Consider the following 13,283-nt stretch of genomic DNA (forward strand, 5'->3'; position numbering starts at 1 on the left):
GGCGGCCACGGCGGTCGCGCCGTTCGTCACGGGCACATCCGGCTCGGCGGACGGCTTGGCTAGCTCGCGCCGGGCGGCATCGGGCTGATCGAGGTCGGAGGTCACGCGCGGGATCCTTCGGGGGTGGCGGCCGCCGCCGCGTGCGCGGCGGCGGGCAAGGCGGCAGCGATACGGTCGAACGCGTCCTCGTCGAGCGCCGCGGAAACGAACCATGCTTCGAACGCGCTCGGCGGCGCGTACACGCCGCCGTCGAGCAGGGCGTGGAAGAACGCTGGGTAGCGCCAGGTCTCGCTCGCCTTGGCGGCGGCGTAGTCGGTGACCGGGCGTTCGGCGAAGAACACGCTCACCATATTGCCCGCGAACTGGACCTGGTGCCGGACCCCTGCGGTGGTCAGTGCGGAGGTGAACAGATCACCGAGCCGCTGTGCGTTGTGATCCAGCGCCGCGTAGACCGCGTCGTCGGCCGCGCGCAGCGTGGCGAGGCCCGCGGCCACCGCCACCGGGTTACCGGACAGCGTGCCGGCCTGGTAGACGGGCCCGAGCGGCGCGAGGTGGTTCATGATCTCGGCGCGTCCGCCGAACGCCGCGGCGGGCAGGCCGCCGCTCATCACCTTGCCGAAGGTGTAGAGATCGCCCGCGACGCCTTCCCGGCCGAACCAGCCCGCACTGCTGACGCGGAAGCCGGTCATCACCTCGTCCATGACGAGCAGCGCACCGTGCTCGGCGGTGAGCGCGCGCAGGCCCGCGTTGAATCCGGGCAGCGGCGCGACCGCTCCCATGTTGCCCGCCGCCGCCTCGGTGATCACGCAGGCGATCGCATCGGGGTTCGCGGCGAACGCGGCGGCGACGGCGTCGAGGTCGTTGTAGGGCAGCACGATGGTGTCGGCCGCCTGCGCGCCCGTCACGCCGGGTGAGGTGGGCAGTCCGAGCGTGGCGACGCCGGAGCCCGCGTCGGCGAGCAGCGCGTCGACGTGGCCGTGGTAGCACCCGGCGAACTTGATGATCTTGGTGCGGCCGGTGCAGCCACGGGCCAGCCGGACCGCGCTCATGGTGGCCTCGGTGCCGGAGTTCACCAGCCGGACCCGTTCCACCGGGGCGACCCGCCGCACGATCGCCTCGGCGAGCTCGATCTCGGCCTCGGTCGGCGCGCCGAAGGACAGGCCGCCGCCCGCCGCGCGGCGCACCGCCTCGACGACCGCGGGATGCGCGTGGCCGAGGATCATCGGCCCCCAGGAGCAGACCAGGTCGACGTACTCGTTGCCGTCGGCGTCGACGAGCGTGCAGCCCTCGGCCGAGGCGATGAATCGCGGTGTGCCGCCGACGGATCGGAATGCCCGCACCGGAGAGTTGACGCCTCCCGGAATCACCGAACTCGCCCGGTCGAAGAGCTGAGCGGAAACCGGCACCGCTGCACTGGTCACGCGCGGAGAAGAACTCACGTGTTCCAGTCTCTCAGCACCTGGAAATCGATTCGACGACAGGGTGTAGTGCAGTGATGCAGGCCGCAGCCGCCCGGCAACACGCCGAGGTGAGGTTCGCGCGAATTTCGATCGCTGAACGGTTGCCGGTGCGTAGTCTCAGCTCACATTCGTCCATCGTTCGGGAGGGTCTGCATGCGGATTGCCATCGTCAGCGTGGGTGTGCTCACCGTCGTCGCGGGGGCCGTCGTGGCACTCGGCGCCGGGTCCGCCGCCGCGCAGCCGTTCGATCAACTCGATCAGGCGCGGCTGGCCATCCCGCTGGACCACACGGCGACCACCGCGCTGGCAGGCGGACCCATTCCGGCGCTGATCACCATGGTCGTCCCGCCCAACCGGATCGGCGCCGGGCTGAAGAGCGATTCCGTGATCCACCGCGACGAGCGCGGGGCGGTGCACGCCACGTTGCGCCAAGTGGTCCTGGAAGCGGCCGGCCATCCCGACGGGACGGTCACCGTCTATCTGAACGCGCCCGGCGCCCGCAACGGTCGCGTGCTGGACATTTACCAGCACTGGAACTGAGCGGGCGCCGCGCGGCTACCTCAGGCGTACATGCAAGGGACCTGCGCCGACATGGTGTGCAGGAAGCACATGAACCCGTTGTAGGGGCCGGCGGAACCGGTATCCGGCACGAGGATCGGCGCGTCGACCGGGCTCACGTCCTCCAGTGGCAGTCCCGGGCTCGCGCCGGCGGGCCCGGCCCCGATCCCGAGGGCGGCAGCCACGGCAAACGCGGCACAGATCTTCACGGCGAACCGGTTCATCAAACACTTTCCTTCATCGACGCACGTTCCAACTACGGCCGAAATACTAACGGCCACAGGGCCATTCCAGCCAAAGCGCGCGGTCGACGGGCGTCGGGCACCGGACGGCGCGCGGTTGCACGGTAACCCGTCGGCGCGCCGGACGCAGCGGTTCGCAGGCAATCCGTGGCTACGTGATGCCCAGACAGAATGCGGCGAACCCGGTGGTCACCAGGCACGCCAGCGGCGCGGGCAACGCGTGCAGCAACGGTGCGGGCGGTGTGGCGGCGAAGACCGGTGTCACCGGGACAGGCTCTGCCGCAACGGCTTCGGCGGACGCGGTGGCGGGTGCGAGCGCTGCCGCGCCGACCACACCGGCCGCCACCGCGCCGAAAAGTGTTCGCTGGACAGTTGGTTTCATGTGATCGGCGTTCCCGCCATCCGCCGGATCAAACGGCTCGGGCGGACTCGCGCCGAGTGGACTCCCGCCGATCAGGCGACAGCCCGGGCACCACGCAGACCGCGCACGAGCCGGGCTGCCGCGTCGATGGCCAGGACCCCGGCCACCGCGACGAGCACAGTGGCCAGCAGCCACCAGGGCGCTACGTAGCGGGTGGCGGTGAAACCAGGCGCGTCGCCCAACGGCGGGAAATCGGTGGTGTGCACACCGGCGCGTGCGCCGAGTACCGCCCCCACGAGCGCGAGCACGATCAGATCCAGTTCCACGAACACCGCGACTACCCAGCGTCTCAACGGTCCACTCCGTCCGCACTGCGCTCGAGGGCTTCGGTCAACGCCGTGCGCAGCGCCCGGTGGTCTTTCGCCCAGGCCTGCACCAGGCTGCCGTCGGCCAACCGCAGCCCGATTCCGGTGCGGCGGCGCGGCACACCGGTCAGCTCACCGAGCGCCCGCGCCGACTCCCACTCTTCGTCGTCCCAGGAGTCCTCGTCGCGTTCCGGAAGGACGTCGGCGATCGAGCTCAGCGGCAGCGACTCGGTGCCCGAACGCAGCGTCTCCGGCGTCAACTCGACGCTGACGTGCCGCTTGCCCGCAACCACCTGCAGCGCGACGAAGCCCGCGATCAGCGCGGCGCAGAACAGCAGGGCGAACCAGTGCATGGAACCACCCGTGACGAGTTCGAGAGCGAGAACGGCCAGGCACAGAATCGGCCCATAGGCGACCGCGCGCCAGCGGGCGCCCGGTTCGGTGAACAAGACGGTCACGCCGGCCCCTCGGCGACAGCGGGCGGCAGCACGACGGAAAGCGAGATCAGCGAGTCAAGCCGGGCAGCAACAGCACGGCGACGGTCAGCACGGCGAACAGAATCAGCAGGCTCAAGACGGCCAGGTCCCGCCGAATGCTGTGCGGCTGCTGGATCACCACTCGCATCGATGCCTCCGATCCTCCGGAGCCATCTGCCGAGTTCCCGCACGTAATGCGAGACAACGCATGACAAACGACTACCGGTTCCCACGTCCACTGTGACAACCCTCACCATACATGCCGGACTGTCTCGGACAAACTGAGAACGCGTTCCATCCGCGGCTCAGGGCCTGCCCGGCAGGAAGTACTTGGTGGCCTCCGGCCGATGGGACAGATAGATGGCGCCGACCGCGAGCACGGCCTGCACGATCGATGCGCCGCCCGCGACGAGCGAAGCCGTTCCGGTCACCGCGTCGATGGCGAACAGCGCACCGACGCCGATCACCAGGACCCACGCGCCGACCACCGTGAGCACGGTGCGCGCCCACGGCTTGCCGCGTCCGAACTGGTGCACGACGACCAGCGCGAGCGCCGCGACGCCCAGCCCGAGCAGCACGACCACCACGTAGACCAACGACACCATCAGCTCGGCGCTGGCCAGCGTGACCTGCGGATCCTGCACTCTGGCCTGCTCGAAGACCTCCTCGGCGAAGGTGCGCCGCCGATCCAGCGCGGCGATGATCGAGGCGATCAACTGCACCACGCCGAACCCGATGACACCCCACCACAGCTGCCGCGCGGTACCCACGTCCTCCGGCATCGGAGGCCGAACCGGGCCCGCGGCGAACGGTCCCGCCATATTCGTCACGACAGCCAGTGTGCGGCCTCGGTCGCCCAGTAGGTGAGCACGATGTCCGCACCCGCCCGGCGGATACCCAGCAGCGACTCGAGAATGGCGCCGCGGCGATCGATCCAGCCGCGCTCGGCGGCGGCGGTGATCATCGCGTACTCGCCGGAGATCTGGTAAGCGGCGACCGGGACCGTCGAGTGATCGGCGACCTCTCGCAGGATGTCCAGATACGACATGGCGGGCTTGACCATCACGATGTCCGCGCCCTGGGCAAGATCCAGCTCCAGCTCGCGAAGCGCCTCCCGGCGATTGGCCGGGTCCTGCTGGTAGGTGCGCCGGTCGCCTTCCAGCGAGGAACCGACGGCCTCCCGGAAGGGGCCGTAGAACGCCGAGGCGTACTTGGCGGAATAGGCCAGGATGCCGGTGTCGATGCGACCGGCCGCGTCCAGGCCCTGCCGGATCGCGCCGACCTGGCCGTCCATCATGCCGCTTGTGCCGAGCAGGTCGGCGCCCGCCTCGGCCTGGGCCAGCGCCATCTCGACGTAGCGGTCCAGTGTCGCGTCGTTGTCCACCGCGCCGTCGGCGGCCAGTACGCCGCAGTGGCCGTGGTCGGTGAACTCGTCCAGGCAGGTGTCGGCCATGACCACCGTCGAGTCGCCCACCTCTTCGGCGAGCGCGCGCAGGCCGCGGTTGAGGATGCCGTGCGGATCGGACGCGGCGCTGCCGACGGCGTCCTTGTCCTCCGGACGTGGCACGCCGAACAGCATGATGCCGCCGACGCCCGCCGTGACCGCCTCGACAGCCGTCTTGCGCAGCGAATCCAGCGAGTGCTGCGCCACGCCCGGCATGGAGCCGATGGGGCGCGGCTCCGCCAAGCCGTCGGCCACGAACATCGGCAGCACCAATTGCCGTGGTTCCAGTGTGGTTTCGGCCACGAGACGACGCAAAGCCGGGGTACGGCGCAACCGCCGCGGGCGGTCCATTCCGGTCATGAATCGCACGATACGCCCGGTCCGGTCGGCTGTCGCGAGCACCCGGGGCCTGCGCCGGAGCCTCCGACCCAGCCCTCTGGGACAGCTGTCGCGCGGCGGGGCGGATATGGCGCTCGCCGCCTTCGTTCACCCGGACGCTGCCGTTGTCGGCCTGGTGCGCGTCGACACGTGGAACTCCGTCCTGCGCGATGCGGAATTGCACGGTGCCCGCCGTCGCCGATCGGCCATGTCATCCGAGTGATAACGGTGTGTGAAATCACACTTGGTCCCCCGCCCGAAGGCGCATACTCCGACTAGGGGCGAGACCCGCTGGGGGACAGCATGACCGATCCACACATCGATATCTCGCTCGCCAGAGCCGCCGACTTCGAGTCGTGGGTGGCGGTACTGCTGGCGGACTGGTGGCCGGTGCTGACCGCCGGTGTGCCCCCACCCCCGGCCGCGCTGCGCGCCTGGCGCGCCACCGACGCCACCGGGAGGAACTTCAGTGTGGAGTTCCTCGCGCGGCAATCGGCCGAGCCCGAGGTGATGCCCGGCGCGCACGTCGCCTTCGCCACGCTCGGCATCCGTCCCGACGAGCCGGAATGGATGCGCAGCCGGGGCACGCACCTGGTCGGCGGCACCGAGGACGCCGTCGTCCAACTGCGGTACTCCGACACCGCCCGGACCGTCTTCGTCCGCCTGCAGAGCAGGCCGTGCCAGGTGACCGAAGAGGCGGGCCTACGGCTGCGCGGCGGGGCGCAGATCAGCGTGCCGTTCCCGAACACCACCTCGGGCCCCCTGGACGTGCGGGTGGCCCGCAACAGCGCGCGGCATCTGCTCGCCCGGCACAGCGCACGGCATTCCACCCCCGCCGACCCCTTGCAGCTCGGGCCGCCGCAGCGGGTCGCCGACATCGGCTGGGCCTTCATCTTCCCGTGGTCGACCACCAGCTGGTATCTCGACGGCTCCGTTCCCGTCCTCCCGCCGGGCAGCCGTGGGCCGATCGTGGTCGTCAAGGACACCGGACACACCTGGCTGCTGGACAGCCTCCGCAACTACGACGCACAGCTGACCGACTACGCGCACGAGTACGGGTACCGCGCCCCGGTCGAACAGGCGCGATGATGGGCGGCGTGATCGTCGCGGAGTCGCGAGGCGGGGTGCTGACATGACCGAGCCACCGAGCGAGATGGAACTGCTCGCCATGCAGCGGCGCGCCGAGGCGCTGTGGGACGCGGGCGACGCGGCGGGCGCCGAACACTGGCTGCGCCGGGCCGCGGCGGGCGGCAGCGTGCCCGCCATGGGGATGCTCGGAGCGCTGCTGGGGGCCGACGGCCGGGTCGGCGAGGGCATCCGCTGGCTGGAGACCGCCGCCGCGCGGGGCAACGAGCCCGCGGGTGTGCAGCTGGGGCTGCTGCACGTGGAGCGCGGCAATCTCGACGAGGCGGAGCGCTGGTTGCGGCCCGCCGCCGAGCGGGGGTTGCCCGAAGCCCTCTGCAATATGGGCGTTCTCGCCAATCGGCGCGGGCGCGACGAGGAGGCCGAGCAGTGGTACGAGCGCGCGGCCAGCGCCGGAAACCCCACGGCCATGCGCAGTCTCGGCCTGTATCTGGCGCGCCGCGGCGAATTCGACCGCGCGATCGACCTGCTCACCGAGGCCGCGCGCCGTGGAAGAACGGACGCGATGGCGGTGCTCGGTGCGCTGCATCTGGACCGCGGCGAGCAGGCCGAGGGCGAGCGGTGGCTGCGCACGGGCGCCGAAGCAGGCGACCCGGACTCGATGTTCCACCTCGCGCTGTTGCTGCGGGCAACGAACACGCCTTACCTGGCAGGTGATTTCGCCGATCCCGAGGTGCTGCGCGCCGCGGCCGCCATCGCGACCGGCCGTACGCCCGCGCAGCGGGAGGCCAGGCAGTGGCTCGAACGCGCCGCCGCACTCGGGCATCCACAGTCGCTGCGGCTACTGCACGATCTGTGAACCGACGGCTGCGGGGCAGGCGAAAACCTTTGTGGCCAGCCGAATTTGTCGGTGCCCCCGAGTAGAATCGAAGGTACGTTCGAGGGGGCTCGTCCGCCCCCGATCGCCACGGGAGGGATGCCAATGCGCACACCGCAAACCGTTCTCATCGACCGCCCCTACACCCCGCTGCAGAAGCGCCCGCTGCCCGCGGGCCGTCCCCGGGCGTGGTACGTCCTGCACAACCGGCGGCTCAAGGCGATGCGCCTGGCGATCGCACTGCTCGACTCGGGCGTCTACGCACCGAGCTACGCCACGAACAAGCGGATCAGGCACACCGCCGAGGTGATCGGCATCCGACCGCCCTCCGACGCCACCTGCACCATGGTCCGCACGCTGATGCGCAAGCGGTACTGAGATCCGCTGGGGCCGCCGCCCGCTGTGTACCGCACCGAAACGCCCGGACCGGGCGCAGTCGGATCCAGATCAGCGGGCGGCTGCGCTCAGCTCCGGGTGGGGCATGGCACGGCGGCAACCCCCACCAAGGCAGGATTCACCCCAACCCGCGTACCGGTCCCGTCACGGGGATCTCATCAGCGCATACCTGGCGGACCTCATGTCGTACGTAACCACCAGCGGCAGCCGCCGTACACGAGCGACCCGGGACGGCATAAGCCGTACACGGCAGCCACCTCGGATCCCGACCACACCGGCACCACCACGTCTTTCGAGCGAAGCGAGACCGAGCATGCGCCGTTCGCGGCCCAGCTTGCGTCCGAGTGGCCGTCGCGTACGCGACGAAGGAGCAAGCGGCGGTCGCTCGGACGCAAGCCATGAAGGGGCCGCGAACACCCAGCGCCGCAGGCGCTGGCAAAATTTACCGACTGCGGCGGCTCTTCTTGCGCGGAGGCGGCAGGAGCCCTTCGGCGCGCAGCCGGGCCGCGTGCTCGGCCAGTGCCTCGACCAGAGGACCGACTTGGGCCACCTCGGGCTGCACGTCCACGCGCAGGCCGAACTCGATGGCGGTCTCGGCGGTCTTCGGGCCGATGCACGCCACGATGGTGCGCGCGTGTGGCTTGCCCGCGATGCCGACCAGGTTGCGCACCGTGGAGGACGAGGTGAACAGGACCGCGTCGAAGCCGCCGGTCTTGATCATCTCGCGGGTCTCCGCGGGCGGCGGCGAGGCGCGCACCGTGCGGTAGGCCGTGACGTCGTCGATCTCCCAGCCGCGGTCGCGCAGCCCCTCGGCCAGCGTCTCGGTGGCGATGTCGGCGCGCGGCAGCAGCACCCGGTTCACCGGGTCGAACACGTCGTCGTAGGGCGGGAAGTCGGCCAGCAAACCTTCGGAGGACTGCTCACCGCTGGGCACCAGTTCGGGGTTGATGCCGAACGAGCGCACCTTGTCCGCGGTGGCCTCGCCGACGCAGGCGATCTTCACGCCGGAGAAGGCCCGCGCGTCCAGACCGAACTCGGCGAACTTCTCCCACACCGCGCGCACCGCGTTGGTGGAGGTGAACACGACCCACTGGTAGCGTCCGTCGACCAAACCCTTGACCGCGCGCTCCATCTGAGCGGGGCTGCGAGGCGGCTCGACCGCGATGGTCGGCACCTCCATCGGGATGGCGCCGTGCGTGACCAGTCGCTCGCTCATCTCGGCGGCCTGGTCCTTGGTGCGCGGCACCAGCACGGTCCAGCCGTACAGCGCGCGCGACTCCCACCAGGACATCTTCGAGCGCTGCGCGACCACCTTGCCGATGGTCACCACCAGCGGGCCGACCAGCTCGGAGGCCGCGCTGTTCAGCGTGGCCAAGGTGGCCTCGATGGTGCGCTGCTGGCGGGTGGTGCCGCGCACCGTCACCGCGACCGGAGTCTGCGGCGCCATGCCGTGCTCGACCAGGGCGCTCGCGGTCTCGGCGAGATGCCCCGAGGTCGCGTGCAGTACGAGCGGGCCGGGAGCGGCCGCCAGCGCCGCCCAGTCGACCTCGCCGCGCACGTCCGCTTCGGTGTGCCCGGAACCCAGCGCGATGCCCGCGTAGCTGGGCACCGCGGAGCCGTTGGGCAGGCCGGGCAGCACCTCGAAGACCATGTGCGACCGGGTGACGGCGTTGACCTCGGCGATCACCGAGTCGGTGGTCAGCGGGTCGCCCGCGACCACGCGCACCACGTCGTGCCCGGCACGCGCCTCGGCGATCAGTGTCTTGGCCACTTCGGCGGGCTCGCCGAGCGCGGGGCGCACGTCGACGGGGCGCTCCCCGTCGGGACCCGGCTCGACCGCGGTGCCGATCAGGGCGAGCACGCCCTTGTCGACGTCCGGATCGGTGAACGCCAGCGTCGCCCGTCCGATCACCTCACGGGCCCGGACCGTGAGCAGCGCCGGGTCACCCGGACCCGATCCGACGAAAAGGATGCGACCGGGGTGCTTCTTCGTCACTCGGCTCATGCCTGCACCTCGCTTGCGTTCGGCTCCGGCATAACCGAGGGCACGGTGCCTGTGCTTCGCTCGCTCATGACTCCGTCACGAGCGAGGGCTCGGCTGTGCCTGTTGTTCGCTCGCTGGCGCTCGCTCATCGGCTGTTCTCCATTGGGCTGGGGTTGGGCAAGTCTGTGGCGGGCGAACTCACCGCCCGGGTGGGGGAACCGTCGTCCGGTTCGGCGGCGAGCAACTCGCGCGCACCCATGTCGAGCAACTCGCGGGCAAGCGCGCGGCCGAGCTCCGCGGCGTCGGCCGGGGCGCCGACCACCGACGCCCGCAGCACGTCGGATCCGTCGACCGCCGCCGCGCACGCGCGCAGCGACAGTTCGTCCACGATCCGCCCTTCGTCATCGAGTGATTCGACGACCTCGGCGAGCGCACCGATCGGCGCGGTGCAGCCCGCCTCCAATTCGGCCAGCAGCGACCGCTCGGCGATGACGGATGAGCGGGTGGCCGCGTCGTCCAGGCCGGAGAGGATCTCCACCAGCGCGGTGTGGTCACTGCGGCATTCCACCGCGAGAGCGCCCTGGGCGGGCGCCGAGAGCATCTGCACCGGCTCCAGCGACTCGGTGACCGCGTCCAAGCGGTCGATGCGCGCCAAGCCGGCTCTGGCCACCACGACGGCGTCCAGTTCACCCTCGCTGACCTTGCGGAGGCGGGTGTCCAGGTTGCCGCGGAGGGGGACGACGTCCAGGCCGAGCCCGAGCGCCCGCAACTGGGCCGCGCGGCGCGGCGCCGAGGTGCCGACCTTCGAGCCTGCGGGCAGTTCGCCGAGCACCAGCCCGTCGCGCGCTACCAGCGCGTCGCGCGGGTCCTCCCTGGGCGGGATGGCGGCGATGGTGAAGCGCGGGTCCTGCGCCGTCGGCAGATCTTTGTAGGAGTGCACGGCGATGTCGATCGCGCCCGCCGCGAGTTCGTCGCGTAGCGCGGAAGTGAACACGCCGACGCCGATCGTCTGCACCGGGTCCGACGACAGGTCACCGGCGGTCTTGATCACGACCAGCTCGGCAGGCTGCCCGGCCGCGATCAACGCGTCGCGCACCGTGCCCGCCTGGGTGAGCGCGAGCAGGCTCCCCCGGGTGCCGATCCGCCACGGCGTGCGGGTGCCGTCCGCGGTCGCGTTGCCTTCTTGGTGCACCATGGTCATGCCGTCTGCCCCTGTTCCTCGCCACGATGGCCCGCGGTGAAGTCGTCGGCCAGCGCGATGTCTCCGTCGGCCAATGTGATCTCGGCGCGATCGCCCGCGAGCGCGGTGATCTCCATCGGCGCGGCGACCGCCTGGGCCGCACCGGGCTTCAGTTCGAACAATTCGCGCAGCGCCTCGGCGTAGCTGTCGCCGCCCGGCGTCGACGCGAGCTGCTTGACCCGCACCGTCGGCGCGTGCAGCAACTTGTCGACCACCCGGCGCACCGTGCGCGCGACCTCGTCGCGTTCCGGGTCGGCCAAGCCGGGCAGCCGCGAATCCAGCCGGAGCAGTTCGGCCTCCACCACCTCCGCGGCGCGCTGGCGCAGCGCGGCCACCGTCGGGGTGACCTCGGCCATCCGCTGTCCGGCAAGATATTTGGCGAGCTCGTCGGCGACGATCGTCCGGGCGGCCGCGGTGTCGTCGGCGGCGGCGCCCGCCGCCGGATCCCGCTGCAACGTCTCGATGTCGATGAGGGTGACGCCGGGCAGCCCGGCCACGGCGTGCTCGACATCGCGCGGCAAGCCGAGATCGCAGAACACCAGCGGACGCTCCACGGTGGCGAACTCCTCGCCCCGCTCGCGCTCGGTGAGTGCGCGGTGGGTGTCGGCCAGCGTCACGACCGCGCCGACCGCGCCGGTACAGGTGACCACCACGTCGGAGGCGGCCATCGCCTCGGTGAGCCGCGACAGCTCCATGACCTCCGCCTCGACGCCGTGCGTCCGCGCGGTCTCCGCGAGTCTGCGCGCTCGCCCGATGGTGCGGTTCACCACGATGATCCGGCCGATCCCGGCGCGCGACAGATGCGCGACGGCGAGACCGCCCATCGCGCCCGCTCCGACCACCGCGGCGGTGCGGCCGGCCAGCGGGCCGAGCACGTACTGCGCGCGATCCAGCGCGACCGACACCACCGACGCGCCAGCGCGGTCGATCCCGGTTTCGGCGTGCACCCGCTTGCCGACCCGCAGCGCGTGCTGCGCCAGTTCGTGCAGGGTCCGCCCGACCGCCTGCTGCGCGTCGGCGGAGGCGTAGGCGCCGCGGATCTGGCTGAGCACCTGCTGCTCGCCGATCACCATCGAGTCCAGCCCGCTGGCCACCGCGAACAGGTGCTCGGCGGCGGCCTCGGAGTAGCGGACGTAGGCGTGCTTGGTCAGGTCGGGCATCGGCAGCCCGGAGTGCTTGGTGAGCAGGTCACCGATTTCGGCGAGACCGCCGTGGAAGGCGTCCACCACCGCGTAGACCTCCACCCGGTTGCACGTGGAGACGATCATCGCCTCGGACACGTGACTGGAGGCGAGCAGACGGTCGATCAGCTTGGGCCGGTCGGCATCGGTGACGGCCACCTTCTCCAGCACCGGTACCGGCGCGCTGCGGTGCGAGATGCCGACGAGGAGAACGCTCATGGTGTGACCACCGATCCCTTGCTGCTTGGCTCCGTTGCCGTATGCGGGGTTGTCGAGTGCTGGAGTGCCGGATGCGCGGGCGCGGCGTGCGCCGTCGGCAGTCGGTGCGCGATGCGACCCGAGCCGGCGTGCGCGACTTCCGGCAGCGGGGCCTGCTCCGCGTTGCGCACCCGCTCGAACGACAGCATCTGCATCTCCACGGCCAGGTCGACGCGACGGACCTCGACCGTCGCGGGTGCGACCAGCTCACAGGGAGCGAAGCTCAGGATCGACTGGAGCCCGGACGCGACGAGCCGGTCGCAGACATCCTGGGCCGCGTCGTCGGGAACGGTGATGACCGCGATGGTCGGCTCCAGCTCGGCGACCGCGTCCGCCAGCTCGGCGACGTCGCGCACCACCAGACCGGCGACCGGCATGCCGATCACCTCGGGGTGGCTGTCGAACATGCCGACCACGGTGAAGCCGCGCCGCCGGAACCCGCCGTAGCCGACCAGGGCCCGGCCCAGATTCCCCGCGCCGACCAGCACGACGCGGTGGCCCTGCGACAGGCCGAGCACGGCTTCGATCCGGGAGCGGAGCTTGGCCACGTCGTAGCCGACGCCGCGAACGCCGTTGGGACCGAGGAAGGAAAGGTCCTTGCGCAATTTGGCCGAATTGACACCCGCCGCGACAGCCAGTTCCTCACTAGATACGATGGCAACACCGTCGTCGGCCAACATGGCGAGAACCCGAAGGTAGGTAGCCAGCCGCGCGACGGTGGCCTGCGGGATGTCCTTCTGCAGAGCCCTGCCGGAGACGCCGCCTGGCGCCTCATGCTGCTCTGTCACGTCGTCGGCTCCTCGTTCCGGGCCTCGGCACCGGTTCGTCGCTCGACCCCTCTGACCCGCGGGCGGTCCGGTGCCATGGTGTCGAAGTTTCGGATTTCGGGGCGGCTCCGCAGCCTCGGCATGCGGGTCGCGTGCCACCACCGTAACTGCTTGTGAAGCCCTGCACAAAGTCGGTGAAATTGGCCTCATTTT

General features: G+C 71.0%; 15 protein-coding genes. 4 read left to right on the forward strand and 11 right to left on the reverse strand.

The features are described 5' to 3' along the window. Positions 1-101 precede the first annotated feature (101 nt). Positions 102-1,421: a glutamate-1-semialdehyde 2,1-aminomutase gene (gene hemL, locus IU450_RS00405; protein ID WP_416382822.1), complete on the reverse strand. Its 1,320-nt coding sequence runs from the start codon at positions 1,419-1,421 to the stop codon at positions 102-104. 192 nt (positions 1,422-1,613) lie between these two features. Between hemL and IU450_RS00410 the strand changes: the two genes are divergently transcribed. Next, entirely contained in the window at positions 1,614-2,000 is a 387-nt protein-coding gene (locus tag IU450_RS00410; RefSeq protein WP_195147805.1) for a hypothetical protein, read from the forward strand. A gap of 20 nt (positions 2,001-2,020) precedes the next feature. Here IU450_RS00410 and IU450_RS00415 read toward each other — a convergent pair whose 3' ends face one another. From IU450_RS00415 to hemB, 6 genes are all read right to left on the reverse strand, one after another. Next, positions 2,021-2,242 carry a hypothetical protein gene (locus IU450_RS00415; protein ID WP_195147806.1) on the reverse strand — a complete coding sequence of 74 codons (222 nt, stop codon included), beginning with the start codon at positions 2,240-2,242 and terminating at the stop codon, positions 2,021-2,023. Between the two features lie 169 nt (positions 2,243-2,411). Continuing rightward, positions 2,412-2,642, reverse strand: coding sequence for a hypothetical protein (locus IU450_RS00420; protein WP_195147807.1), 231 nt, complete (start codon positions 2,640-2,642; stop codon positions 2,412-2,414). A gap of 71 nt (positions 2,643-2,713) precedes the next feature. Then, positions 2,714-2,974 (reverse strand): hypothetical protein, encoded by a 261-nt coding sequence (locus IU450_RS00425; RefSeq protein WP_195147808.1) that lies wholly within the window; start codon positions 2,972-2,974, stop codon positions 2,714-2,716. Beyond that, positions 2,971-3,444 carry a hypothetical protein gene (locus IU450_RS00430; RefSeq protein WP_195147809.1) on the reverse strand — a complete coding sequence of 158 codons (474 nt, stop codon included), beginning with the start codon at positions 3,442-3,444 and terminating at the stop codon, positions 2,971-2,973. Before IU450_RS00430 ends, IU450_RS00425 begins: the two co-directional genes overlap by 4 nt. A 323-nt stretch (positions 3,445-3,767) precedes the next feature. Then, complete coding sequence (locus tag IU450_RS00435; RefSeq protein ID WP_195148596.1) at positions 3,768-4,283, reverse strand: hypothetical protein; 516 nt, start codon at positions 4,281-4,283, stop codon at positions 3,768-3,770. Between the two features lie 5 nt (positions 4,284-4,288). Next, on the reverse strand, positions 4,289-5,266 hold the full coding sequence (hemB, locus tag IU450_RS00440; RefSeq protein ID WP_195147810.1) for a porphobilinogen synthase: 978 nt from the start codon (positions 5,264-5,266) through the stop codon (positions 4,289-4,291). Positions 5,267-5,587: 321 nt separating this feature from the next. Between hemB and IU450_RS00445 the strand changes: the two genes are divergently transcribed. From IU450_RS00445 to IU450_RS00455, 3 genes are all read left to right on the forward strand, one after another. Then, positions 5,588-6,373, forward strand: coding sequence for a hypothetical protein (locus IU450_RS00445; protein WP_195147811.1), 786 nt, complete (start codon positions 5,588-5,590; stop codon positions 6,371-6,373). Positions 6,374-6,416: 43 nt separating this feature from the next. Continuing rightward, positions 6,417-7,226 carry a tetratricopeptide repeat protein gene (locus IU450_RS00450; protein ID WP_195147812.1) on the forward strand — a complete coding sequence of 270 codons (810 nt, stop codon included), beginning with the start codon at positions 6,417-6,419 and terminating at the stop codon, positions 7,224-7,226. A gap of 123 nt (positions 7,227-7,349) precedes the next feature. Next, on the forward strand, positions 7,350-7,622 hold the full coding sequence (locus IU450_RS00455; RefSeq protein WP_195147813.1) for a hypothetical protein: 273 nt from the start codon (positions 7,350-7,352) through the stop codon (positions 7,620-7,622). A 460-nt stretch (positions 7,623-8,082) separates the two neighbouring features. Here IU450_RS00455 and IU450_RS00460 read toward each other — a convergent pair whose 3' ends face one another. The 4 genes from IU450_RS00460 to IU450_RS00475 all read right to left on the reverse strand — a co-directional run bounded on the left by IU450_RS00460 (position 8,083) and on the right by IU450_RS00475 (position 13,091). Beyond that, a complete protein-coding gene (locus tag IU450_RS00460; RefSeq protein WP_195066449.1) occupies positions 8,083-9,645 on the reverse strand; it encodes a uroporphyrinogen-III synthase in 1,563 nt (520 codons plus the stop codon). Between the two features lie 124 nt (positions 9,646-9,769). Beyond that, positions 9,770-10,825 (reverse strand): hydroxymethylbilane synthase, encoded by a 1,056-nt coding sequence (hemC, locus tag IU450_RS00465; protein ID WP_228833880.1) that lies wholly within the window; start codon positions 10,823-10,825, stop codon positions 9,770-9,772. Then, positions 10,822-12,264 (reverse strand): glutamyl-tRNA reductase, encoded by a 1,443-nt coding sequence (locus IU450_RS00470; protein ID WP_195147814.1) that lies wholly within the window; start codon positions 12,262-12,264, stop codon positions 10,822-10,824. The genes hemC and IU450_RS00470 overlap by 4 nt, the downstream gene beginning before the upstream one ends. Continuing rightward, entirely contained in the window at positions 12,261-13,091 is an 831-nt protein-coding gene (locus IU450_RS00475) for a redox-sensing transcriptional repressor Rex (protein WP_195147815.1), read from the reverse strand. The genes IU450_RS00470 and IU450_RS00475 overlap by 4 nt, the downstream gene beginning before the upstream one ends. Between the last annotated feature and the right edge of the window lie 192 nt (positions 13,092-13,283).

This window comes from Nocardia abscessus (genome assembly GCF_015477775.1).
In the GTDB taxonomy this organism is placed as follows: domain Bacteria; phylum Actinomycetota; class Actinomycetes; order Mycobacteriales; family Mycobacteriaceae; genus Nocardia; species Nocardia abscessus_A.